General features: G+C 68.5%; 10 protein-coding genes. 6 read left to right on the top strand and 4 right to left on the bottom strand.

The window, feature by feature from the left end; genetic code table 11:
- From AB4Y67_RS09915 to AB4Y67_RS09905, 3 genes are all read left to right on the top strand, one after another.
- On the top strand, positions 1-240 hold a 240-nt coding region (locus tag AB4Y67_RS09915), incomplete at its 5' end, for a hypothetical protein (protein ID WP_441405599.1).
- 133 nt (positions 241-373) lie between these two features.
- Positions 374-2,662 carry an NAD-dependent DNA ligase LigA gene (gene ligA, locus AB4Y67_RS09910; RefSeq protein ID WP_441405598.1) on the top strand — a complete coding sequence of 763 codons (2,289 nt, stop codon included), beginning with the start codon at positions 374-376 and terminating at the stop codon, positions 2,660-2,662.
- Positions 2,659-3,498 (top strand): inositol monophosphatase family protein, encoded by an 840-nt coding sequence (locus AB4Y67_RS09905; RefSeq protein ID WP_441405597.1) that lies wholly within the window; start codon positions 2,659-2,661, stop codon positions 3,496-3,498. The genes ligA and AB4Y67_RS09905 overlap by 4 nt, the downstream gene beginning before the upstream one ends.
- A gap of 52 nt (positions 3,499-3,550) precedes the next feature.
- Here AB4Y67_RS09905 and AB4Y67_RS09900 read toward each other — a convergent pair whose 3' ends face one another.
- The 4 genes from AB4Y67_RS09900 to AB4Y67_RS09885 are packed head-to-tail and all read right to left on the bottom strand — an operon-like array spanning position 3,551 to position 7,674.
- On the bottom strand, positions 3,551-4,903 hold the full coding sequence (locus AB4Y67_RS09900; protein ID WP_441405596.1) for an LLM class flavin-dependent oxidoreductase: 1,353 nt from the start codon (positions 4,901-4,903) through the stop codon (positions 3,551-3,553).
- A 10-nt stretch (positions 4,904-4,913) separates the two neighbouring features.
- On the bottom strand, positions 4,914-5,678 hold the full coding sequence (locus tag AB4Y67_RS09895) for an ABC transporter ATP-binding protein (protein WP_441405595.1): 765 nt from the start codon (positions 5,676-5,678) through the stop codon (positions 4,914-4,916).
- On the bottom strand, positions 5,654-6,556 hold the full coding sequence (locus AB4Y67_RS09890; protein ID WP_441405594.1) for an ABC transporter permease: 903 nt from the start codon (positions 6,554-6,556) through the stop codon (positions 5,654-5,656). Before AB4Y67_RS09890 ends, AB4Y67_RS09895 begins: the two co-directional genes overlap by 25 nt.
- Positions 6,553-7,674, bottom strand: a complete 1,122-nt coding sequence (locus AB4Y67_RS09885) for an ABC transporter substrate-binding protein (protein WP_441405593.1) — start codon at positions 7,672-7,674, stop codon at positions 6,553-6,555. The genes AB4Y67_RS09890 and AB4Y67_RS09885 overlap by 4 nt, the downstream gene beginning before the upstream one ends.
- Before the next feature lie 505 nt (positions 7,675-8,179).
- Here AB4Y67_RS09885 and AB4Y67_RS09880 point away from each other — a divergent pair.
- The 3 genes from AB4Y67_RS09880 to AB4Y67_RS09870 all read left to right on the top strand — a co-directional run bounded on the left by AB4Y67_RS09880 (position 8,180) and on the right by AB4Y67_RS09870 (position 9,950).
- Complete coding sequence (locus AB4Y67_RS09880; RefSeq protein WP_441405592.1) at positions 8,180-8,683, top strand: GNAT family N-acetyltransferase; 504 nt, start codon at positions 8,180-8,182, stop codon at positions 8,681-8,683.
- 106 nt (positions 8,684-8,789) lie between these two features.
- Positions 8,790-9,311 carry a hypothetical protein gene (locus tag AB4Y67_RS09875; protein WP_441405591.1) on the top strand — a complete coding sequence of 174 codons (522 nt, stop codon included), beginning with the start codon at positions 8,790-8,792 and terminating at the stop codon, positions 9,309-9,311.
- Positions 9,312-9,566: 255 nt separating this feature from the next.
- The gene (locus tag AB4Y67_RS09870; protein WP_441405590.1) at positions 9,567-9,950 is read left to right on the top strand and encodes a RidA family protein; all 384 of its coding nucleotides are present in this window, start codon (positions 9,567-9,569) and stop codon (positions 9,948-9,950) included.
- Positions 9,951-10,002 lie beyond the last annotated feature (52 nt).

The following is a 10,002-nucleotide window of genomic DNA, read 5'->3' as shown; positions in this document are numbered from 1 at the left end:
GCTCAGCTCAAGACTCTTGGGACCAAGCTGCAGGCCGGTTCGTCCGAGATCGACAAGCAGAGGTCGCTGCTGACCAAGGTGCTCGAGGGCACCGACTGGAAGGGCCCGGACGCCGACAAGTTCCGCAGCGAATGGAACGGCCAGCACGTAGCCGCCCTGGCGAAGGTCTCCCAGGCGCTGCAGGAGGCCGGCAAGCAGGCCAGCCGCAACGCCACCGAGCAGGAAAGCGCTTCGCGCTAAGCCAAGGTTCTTTTTCCGCGGGGCCCGGACGCAGCAGCGTCCGGGCCCTGCGGGCTTAAGCCCTCCTTTTGGGCAGCCCTGCGCCCGGTAATCCGGACCGGACAATGTCGGCGATGTAAGGCAGGATAGGTCTGTGAGCACAGGGAACACTGCAGCAGAAGCCGACACTCAAACGCCCTCCGAGGCCGTGCGCGAAGAATACGAGGTCCTCGTCGAGGACGTCCGCAAGCACCGCTTCGCGTACTACCAGGAGGACGCGCCGATCATCTCCGACGCCGAGTTCGACGAACTCTACCGGCGCCTGGAGACGATCGAGGCCATGCATCCCGAGCTCGTGGCCAACGACTCCCCGACGCAGGAGGTGGGCGGCGAAGTATCCGCCGCCTTTGCCGCCGTCGAACATCTGCAGCGCATGTACAGCCTCGAGGACGTCTTTTCCCTCGAGGAACTGGAGGCGTGGGTCGCCAAGGCCGAAGCCAACATCACCAAACTCGGCAACGGCACGCCCGCCTGGCTCACCGAACTCAAGATCGACGGCCTGGCCGTGAACCTGCTGTACCGCGACGGCGTCCTGGTCCGGGCCGCCACCCGCGGCGACGGCTACACCGGCGAGGACATCACCCACAATGTGCTGACCATCAAGGAGATCCCGCAGCAGCTGACCGGCGGGAACTATCCGGCCGAGATGGAGGTTCGTGGCGAGGTGTTCATTCCCTCCAAGGCCTTTGCCGAATTCAACGAGGCCCTGATCGAGGCCGGCAAGGCGCCCCTGGCCAACCCCCGCAACGCCGCCGCCGGCTCGCTCCGGCAGAAGGACCCCGCGGAAACCGCCAAGCGCCCGCTGAAGATGTACGTCCACGGCATCGGCGCCCGCGAGGGGCTCAGCACCGTCAGCCAGTCGGACACCTACCGCCAGCTCGCCGAGTGGGGCCTCCCCACCAGCCCGTACTTCGAGGTTCTCGGCAGCCTCAAGGAAGTGCTCGACTTCATCCGGAACTACGGCGACAAACGGCACAGCCTCACCCACGAAATCGACGGCATAGTGGTCAAAGTGGACGACTTCGCCACCCAACGCGCACTCGGGTACACCTCGAGGGTGCCGCGCTGGGCTGTGGCCTACAAGTACCCGCCGGAGGAAGTGCACACCAAGCTGCTGGACATCGCAGTCAACGTGGGCCGCACCGGCCGGGTCACCCCCTTCGGCATCATGGAACCGGTCAAGGTGGCCGGCTCCACCGTAGGCATGGCCACCCTGCACAACCAGGACGTGGTCAAAGCCAAAGGCGTGAAAATCGGCGACATCGTGGTGCTCCGGAAAGCCGGGGACGTCATCCCGGAGATCGTGGGCCCGGTGCTTGCGCTCCGGGACCAGCAGGACCCGCCGGTGCGGGATTTTGTCATGCCCACGGAGTGCCCGTCCTGCGGGACTCCGCTCGCCCCTGGGAAAGAGGGGGACGTGGACATCCGCTGCCCCAATTCGCGCTCCTGCCCGGCCCAGCTGCGCGAACGCGTCTTCCACGTTGCCAGCCGCGGCGCGTTCGACATCGAGGCCCTGGGCTGGGAAGCAGCGATCGCCCTGACCCAGCCGGCCGAACCGGAAACCGCGCCGCTGACCACGGAGGCGAACCTGTTCCGGCTGACCCCCGAGGACCTCGCTGACGTCCGGATCCGGCGCGAAAAGCGGTCCAAGGGCGTGGCCACCGGCGAGTTCGAGCTGGTCCCGTACTTCTACAGCAAGGGCACCGCCAAGACGCCGTCCAAGCCCACGGCCACCACCGACAAGCTGTTCCGCGAACTGGAGAAAGCCAAGACCCAACCGCTCTGGCGCGTGCTCGTGGCGCTCTCCATCCGGCATGTGGGCCCGCGGGCTTCCCGCGCGCTCGCGACGGCGTTCGGGAGCATGGACGGGATCCGGAAAGCCTCCGAAGAGGAACTCGCCCACGTCGACGGCGTCGGCCCGGTGATCGCAGCGGCCCTGACCGAATGGTTCACCGAGGACTGGCACCGCGAAATCGTGGACACCTGGGCGGCCGACGGCGTCCGGATGGAGGACGAACGCGACGAATCCATGCCGCGGACCCTGGAAGGGCTGACCATCGTGGTGACCGGCAGCATGGAGGGCTTCAGCCGCGACGAGGCCAAGGAAGCCATCCTGATCCGCGGCGGCAAGGCGGCAGGCTCGGTCTCTAAGAACACCAGCTACGTGGTGGCCGGCGAGAACGCGGGCACCAAGCTGGACAAGGCCGAACAGCTCGGCGTGCCGGTCCTGGACGAGGACGGCTTCCGTGCGCTGCTGGCCAACGGCCCGGCGGACGCCGGCAGCGGCGCGGATTCGGGGGAGTCGCCGGCCACCGACGCGGACACCGGCGACGGCGCGCGTGAGGATGCCGAAGAGGACCATCAGGAAGTTGTGGCCGAATGAGCGCCGACGCACCGGTCGGGTCCGCAAGCTCCCTGCCGGCCGCGCTGCTGGAACTCGCCCGGGCGGCCGCGGCGGCCGGTGCGGCGGTCCTGGCCGGCCGGACCACGGCCAAGCTGGACGTCAGCAACAAGGGTGACTCCGGGGACTGGGTCACCGCTTTCGACCTCGCCGCGGAAACCGCCGTCCGGGACGTCATCACCGGGGCACGGCCGGACGACACCATCACGGGCGAGGAAGGCGGCACCGTGCTCCCGGCATCGCCCAGCGGCTACCGCTGGTCCATCGACCCGCTGGACGGCACCACCAACTTCATCCGCAACATCGTCTATTACGGCACCTCCGTGGCCGTGGCGGACCCCGACGGCGTCTGGCTGGCCGGCGTCGTCGACGCCCCGGCCCTGGGCCGGAGGTACTACGCCCTGCGCGGGCAAGGGGCGTGGCTCGAGGAGGGCGGCCGGCGGACGCAGCTCTTCGGACCCGCCGCCGGGCGCACCGGGCAGATCCTGGCCACCGGCTTCAGCTACGACCCGGACGTCCGGGCGGAACAGGCCGCGGGGCTGCGCAGCCTCATGGACGGTTTCGCCGACGTCCGCCGCCTCGGCTCCGCGGCCCTGGACCTCTGCCTCGTGGCGGACGGAACCCATGACGCCTACGGTGAACGGGGCCTCAACGAACACGACTTCGCCGCTGGCGCCCTGATCGCCGAGGAAGCCGGCTGCTGGGTCCGCCGTCCGCGGCTGACGAGCCCGCTGGCCGGCGGCCCCTCCGACGACGAGCGCCTCGCGGCCTGGACCTGCGCCGGAACACTGGAGCTCTCTGGAAAGTTTCCGCTCTGACCCTGCCCCTGACCCCGATCCTGCCCCTGCCCCTGCCCCTGCCCCTGGCCTGTCAGGCCCGGACGGACCCGGCGAGGGCGCCCGAGTAGCGGTTCAGGGGCCGCTCCAGTCCGTAGTGCTCGCGCAGCGTGTTCCCGGTATAGCCCGTGCGGAACAGCCCGCGGCGCCGGAGTACGGGCACCACCTGGTCCACGAAGGTTTCCAGGCCGGACGGAAGCACGGCCGGCATAATGTTGAAGCCGTCGGCTGCGCCGTTTTCGAACCACAACTGGATCGCGTCGGCCGCCTGCTCCGGCGTTCCGGAGAAGGTCCGGTGCCCGCGGCCGCCGCCGAGCCGGCCGATCAGCTGCCGGACCGTCAACTGCTCCCGCCGGGCGAGTTCCACGATCAGCGTGTAACGGCTCTTGGCCCCTTCGATCGTGTCCTCGTCTGGAAGATCGGCCGGAAGCTGCCGGTCCAGCGGCAGATCTTCAGGCCTCACGCGCAAGGTCCGCGCGAGTTCGATTTGCGCATACTCCGGCTTGATGAGGTCATCCAGATCCTGTTCCAGGCGCTTGGCTTCCGCCTCCGTGGATGCGATGACCGGGACAATGCCGGGCAGGATCTTGATCCCCTTCGGATCCCGTCCCGCGGCCGCGGTGCGCGCCTTCAGGTCCGCATAGAAGCGTTGTGCATCCTCCAGGGTCTGCTGGGCCGTGAAGACAGCCTCGGCGTAGCGGGCCGCGAGGTCTTTGCCGTCCTCGGAGGAGCCGGCCTGGACGATCAACGGATAACCCTGCGGGGACCGGGGAACGTTGAGCGGGCCCTTGACCTTGAAATGCTTGCCCTCGTGCTCGATCGCCCGGACCCGGTCCGAATCGACCCAGACCCCGGCGGCCTTGTCGGCCAGCACGGCATCGTCGTCCCAGCTGTCCCAGAGCTTGCCCGCGACATCCAGGAACTCCGCGGCGCGCTCGTAGCGGGAGGCGTGCGAGGGCTGGTCTTCGATCCCGAAATTCCGGGCGGCATCCGGACCTGCGGTGGTGACGACGTTCCAGCCGGCCCGGCCGCCGCTGACGAAGTCCACCGAGGCGAAACGGCGGGCGAGGTTGAACGGGTCGTTGTAGGTGGTGGAAGCCGTGGCGATCAGGCCGATCTTCTCCGTGGCCGCGGCGAGGGCCGTCAAAAGCACTGTCGGTTCCAGCTTGCCAACCGGGCGGCGTCCCACATTTCCGTAGATCACCGGGGAATCGGCGAAGAACACGGAGTCGAAGGTGCCCCGCTCCGCGATCCGGGCCAGATTCTGGTAGTGGCGGACGTCCGTGCTCGAGTGCGGGTTGCTTTCCGGCAGCCGCCAGGAGGCCTCATGGTGCCCGGTGCTCATCAGGAAGGCGTTCAGGTGGAGCGTGCGTTCGGAGTTGCTCATGGGGGTGTCCTTACTGTGTCGCGTTCGGCTGGGCGAGGGTGGCCGCGGCGGCCTTGTGGTGCGTGACGCCCAGGGCTTCCAATAGCTCCGAGTGGAGCTGGGCGAATCCCGGGTCATACGGTGAGCGGTTGGATCCGGAGGCGACGCGGCGTTCCACCGCGACCTGCCCGTGGTCCAGGACAACGATGCGGTCCGCCAGTGCGATGGCTTCCTCCACGTCATGGGTGACCAGCAGGACGGCGGGCTGGTGGACGCTGACAAGTTCGGCCAGCAGGCTGTGCATCTTGAGCCTGGTCAGGGCGTCCAAGGCGCCGAAGGGCTCGTCGGCAAGGAGCAGTTCCGGGTCCCTGACGAGGGACCGTGCCAGTGCGACCCGCTGTTGCTCGCCGCCCGAGAGCTCGTGTGGCCAGGCTTTTTCGCGGCCGGCGAGTCCCACCTCGGCAAGGGCGCGGCGGCCGCGCTGTTCGGCGTCGTGACCTCTGAGCCCCAGCGTGACATTGCCGAGCACGGAGTCCCAGGGCAGGAGCCGGGAGTCCTGGAAGACGACAGAGACTTTTTCCGGCACTTCCACGGTGCCGCTGCCGCTGACGGCGTGGTCCAGTCCCGCCAGCGCCCGCAACAGTGTGCTCTTCCCGCAGCCGCTGGGACCCAGCAGTGCGACGAACTCGCCGGGGGCGATGTCCAGGTCGACGCCGTTCAGGACACCCTTGGGCCCGTAGCCCCGGACGAGTCCGCGGACCCTGACCGGACTCAGTCGGACAGTGTGCGTTGCCATGATAATGCCTTTCGCTGCAGGAGTTGGACTGCGCCGTCGGAGAGCAGCCCGAGGATGCCATAGACGGCGAGGCCGAGGACGATGATGTTCGTCTGGCCGTAGGTGCGCGCGAGCTCCATCATGTAGCCGATGCCGCTGGTTGAATTGATTTGTTCCACTACCACCAGGGAAACCCAGGCGCCCGTGACGGCGAAGCGCAGGCCGAGGAAGAATCCCGGGAGGGCGCCGGGCAGGACCACTTTCCGGATGAAGGTCAGGCGGCTGAGCCGGACGGTCTGGGCAAGCTCCACGTACTTGGTTTCGATGCTGCGCAGTCCGGCGTGCGTCTGGAGATAGATGGGGACGAAGACGCCCAGGGTGATGGTGAGGACCTTCATGGTTTCGTCGATGCCGAACCACAGGATCAGCAGCGGCAGGAGCGCCAGCGACGGGATGGCCCGTTTGATCTGGACGGGTCCGTCAATCATGGCTTCACCGGCGCGGCTGAGCCCGGCCGCAAGCGCCAGCACCACACCGAGCACTATCCCGAATCCGAGGCCCAGCCCGGCCCGCTGGGCGGAAATCCCCAGGTGCTCCTGCAGCTTTCCTTCGGCCAGCAGCTCGCCCGCCGTGGCGACGACGGTCCACGGCTCGGACAAAACCCGGGGATCCAGCAGCCCGGTGGCGGAGGCAGCGAACCACGCCGCCAGCAGGAGAACCGGACCCAGCAGGGTGGCGAAGCGGCGGCGGGGACCCGGGCCGAGCCGCCGTGCACGCGGCCGGAGGTCCGGAGGCGGCGCTCCGGGCGGGGTGCCGGCGGACCCGCCGGACGTGCTCTGCGGCCCTTCGCCTGCTCCTGCAGCGGGCGTCCGCCGGGACGGGAGAGTGGCCGCGCTCATGGCTTGGCTCCGGCCGTTGCGGAGGCGCCGGCGAAGGCGGTGCCGGCGATTGCCTCGAAGCGAAGGTCGTAGAGGTTGCCGGCGTCCAGCTCGGGTTTCTTCTGCTCCCGGGAGAGCAGGTCGATGGTCTCCTGGTGGCGTGCAATCGCCTCCGTCCAGGACAGCGGGAGGTCCGCCTTGCCGTTGCTGTCGATCAGGTACTGGCCGTCGGCGGCGGCGAGGCCCTGGTCCTTGATGTAGTAGCCCTCCAGCCATTCCCTCGGGTGGTCCTCGATCCAGCGCTGCGCCACGCCCCAGTGCTGGACGTATTCACGCAGGGCAGCGGCCTTGGCCGGATCCTGGAGTACCTTCACCGGCGCGTAGAGATGGGAGGGGTCATCGCGCAGCCCGTGCCGCAGGGTGGTACCGCCGTCGGGGCCGTACTTATTCTGGTACCGCTTGATGGACACCCCGCCGAGCGGGGCCGCGTCGACCTGCTTGGCCGCCAGCGCCGTCGGGTACACGTCGCCCGTGCTGGGCAGTTCGACCAGCTTGACGTCGCTTTGCTTGAGGCCGGCCTTCGCGAGGATCCGGAGCACCAGCGCGCCCTGGGCCTGGCCGGGACTGTAGGCGATCTTCTTGCCGCGGAGATCGGAGAGTTCCCTGATGCCGGCCCCGGGTGCGATGCCGAGCTCGTAGAGCGGGAAGTCCACGGCATCGACGCGGTACTTGCTGGCGACGATCTTCACGTCCAGGCCGGTCCAGGTGGCGTGGATCGGCGGGATGTCGGCGACTGCCCCGACGTCGAGGGCGTTGGCGCGGAAAGCCTCGGTGGTCTGCGGACCGCCGGAGAGGTTGGCGAACTTCACCGGGAAGGTGAACTTGTCGATCTCACCGGACAGCTCCAGGGCCACTTTTGTGGCGGGATCGCCGACGACGAGCTCGGTTCCGGCGGGCACCGTGTCGGCAAGAGGCGCCGTCAACGGTGCGCTGTCCGCCCCTCCCGCCGCGTTGGCCTGTCCGCTGCAGGCACTGACCGCGAGCAGCAGCGGGATGGCGAGCGCAGCGGCCCAGCCGGTGCGGGCGGCGGGACTTCTTCGGTTCTGCGGGCTGTGGGAAGGCTGGGCATGCGGAGTCATAGGGGCCTTTCGCATTTGTCGGTGCCACGGCCCCGGATCCGGGCATGGCGCGGCAGGGGCATGGCGGTACGGGGGGCAGGACTGGGTCAGGGCTGACGGGGGAGGGCTGCGGAATGCGCGCACCTCCCGGGAGGGTGCTTGTCAGCGACAGATAGCGCTGGAGTGCCGCATGAGGAACAGGGACGTCGCACGGGACGGCCGGGAGCGGATGACGGGCCACGCTGTGATCTCAAGCGGCAGGATCTGCGTCATGTTTCCTCCTTGGCGTCGCGGTGGATTGCTCGGTGAAGACAATCAACCACAGCCCGACGGGGCCGCGCCAGCGTTCCAGACGTCCGGAGCAACGGCAGGAAACGGTGGGCAACCTCGGGCCATTTGGCGCCATCGGGCGCCACATTGGGGGCAACGATTCGCAACGAGGGGTCAAGAACGCCGTTCTGATAGTTCAGTCACGGAAACGCCCGTTCCGGGGCCGGGCCACCGCGCCCGCCCGTACCATGGACAGGTGCATCCGCAGATCCTCATTCGCCCCGCCGTTCCGGCTGACTTCGACGCCATCGCGCGCATCACCCGGGACGCCTACCTGGCCGCGGGCTACTTTGCCAGCGCCGACCACCCGTACATGCGGCAGATCCAGGACGTGGCCCGCCGGGCAGCCAACGCCACCATCTGGGTGGCCGAACGCGAGGGCCGGATCGTCGGCTCCGTGACCCTGGCCGTGGCCGGCGAACCCTATGCGGACATCGCGCAGGGCGATGAGCTGGAGTTCCGGATGCTCGTAGTGGACCCCGACGTCCAGCGCAGCGGTGCCGGGAAGGCCATGGTGCACGCCATCCTGGACCATGCCCGGTCGTTGCCCGGGATCAACGCCGTGGCATTGACCACGGGCATGACCTGGGAAAGCGCCCACGGGCTCTACCGGAAGACCGGCTTCCAGCGGGCCCCGGACCGCGACTGGGTCGTGCCGGACACGGACATCAAACTGCTCGTGTACCGCCAGGAGCTGTAACACCGGGCTCCAGCCGCGCTATGGCAGCACCCGCCGGAACGTACCCGTGGCCGTGTAGGGTTTTGGTCAATCGAAGCGCTTTTGGCGAAGGCATTCTGGAGGATCCATGGCACCGCAAATCCCGGCCTCAATCGACGGTAAACTCCTCGGCTTGTACCTCTCCGACCACTTGACCGGCGCCACAGCCGGCGTCTCCCGGATCCAGCGGATGGCCGAGGCTTTCGCCGACACCCCGGTGTCCGCCGAACTCTCCAGGGTCAGCGCGGAAATCACCAGGGAACGGGACATACTCCTCGGCCTCATCCACGATCTGGGGGTCCGGCAGCGCCCGCACCGTCAGGCCGCGGCCTGGCTGGCCGAGCACGCCGGGCGGCTCAAGCTCAACGGCCGCATCGTCCGCCGGTCCCCGATGACCATGGTGCTGGAGGCCGAACTGATGCGCGCCGCGATCCTGGGAAAGCTCGGCGGCTGGCAGACCCTGGAGGAGCTGGCCCCTGAACTGGGACTCGACCCGGCCACCTTCGCCGCCCTCGGCGACGACGCCCGGTCCCAGATCGAGGCCCTCACCCGCGTCCACGAGCACGCCCGCGGCAACGCCTTCCGCAAGAACCGGGACATCGGCGGCTGACCGTCATTCTGTGCCGGGCAGCGACCGTCCGGGGGCAGTTTGGGCACGATTTTCGACGTCGGCGCCGTAGTTGACGGTGTGTCCGCGCCAATGTGCCCCCGGAGCGCAGCGGCCCCCAAAGTGGAGAGCCTGCGGCGGGTGGGCAGCCCGGCAATAACCCGGCCCGCCCGACACATTTCCGCCGGTTTACCGGCCGCAGCTCCTGCCGCCCTAAAGTGGTGCCGACTCCCACGCCACACTGCGAAAGGCACTTCCATGCGCAAGACATTCGGCACCGGTTCCGTCTGGGAACAGAAGGTCGGCTACTCCCGGGCGGTCCAGGTGGACAACACGCTCTACATCTCCGCCACCGCCGCCAGCGGCGAGGACGGCATCGTGGGTGCGGACTTCTACACTCAGACCCGCTTCATCCTGGACAAGCTTGGTACCGTCCTGGCCGACGCCGGCTTCGGCTACGCGGACGTCGTGCAGTCCAAGCTGTACCTGACGGACATCAGCCAGTGGGAGGAAGCCGGACGCGCCCACGGCGAAGTCTTCGGCGAGATCCGCCCCACCCTGGCACTGGTCCACGTGCTCCCGTTCCTGGATCCCAAGATGCTGGTCGAGATCGAGCTCGTCGCCCAGAAGAGCGCCAGCTAACACCAACGCGGGGTCACTTACGGTCCGTCCCGGGGCCCCGGATGGGCCGGAA

This window comes from Arthrobacter sp. YAF17, from assembly GCF_052113365.1.
Taxonomy (GTDB): Bacteria; Actinomycetota; Actinomycetes; order Actinomycetales; family Micrococcaceae; genus Arthrobacter.
The sequence above is the reverse complement of the archived record's forward strand: the minus strand, read 5'-3'. Positions and strand labels throughout refer to the sequence as shown.

What these genes read in the sequence shown, in the direction of transcription:
- AB4Y67_RS09870 (WP_441405590.1), top strand. Translation starts at nt 9,567, where the DNA reads ATGCGCAAGACATTCGGCACCGGTTCCGTCTGGGAACAGAAGGTCGGC.
- AB4Y67_RS09905 (WP_441405597.1), top strand. Translation starts at nt 2,659, where the DNA reads ATGAGCGCCGACGCACCGGTCGGGTCCGCAAGCTCCCTGCCGGCCGCG.
- AB4Y67_RS09885 (WP_441405593.1), bottom strand. Translation starts at nt 7,674, where the DNA reads ATGACTCCGCATGCCCAGCCTTCCCACAGCCCGCAGAACCGAAGAAGT.
- AB4Y67_RS09875 (WP_441405591.1), top strand. Translation starts at nt 8,790, where the DNA reads ATGGCACCGCAAATCCCGGCCTCAATCGACGGTAAACTCCTCGGCTTG.
- AB4Y67_RS09900 (WP_441405596.1), bottom strand. Translation starts at nt 4,903, where the DNA reads ATGAGCAACTCCGAACGCACGCTCCACCTGAACGCCTTCCTGATGAGC.
- AB4Y67_RS09890 (WP_441405594.1), bottom strand. Translation starts at nt 6,556, where the DNA reads ATGAGCGCGGCCACTCTCCCGTCCCGGCGGACGCCCGCTGCAGGAGCA.
- AB4Y67_RS09895 (WP_441405595.1), bottom strand. Translation starts at nt 5,678, where the DNA reads ATGGCAACGCACACTGTCCGACTGAGTCCGGTCAGGGTCCGCGGACTC.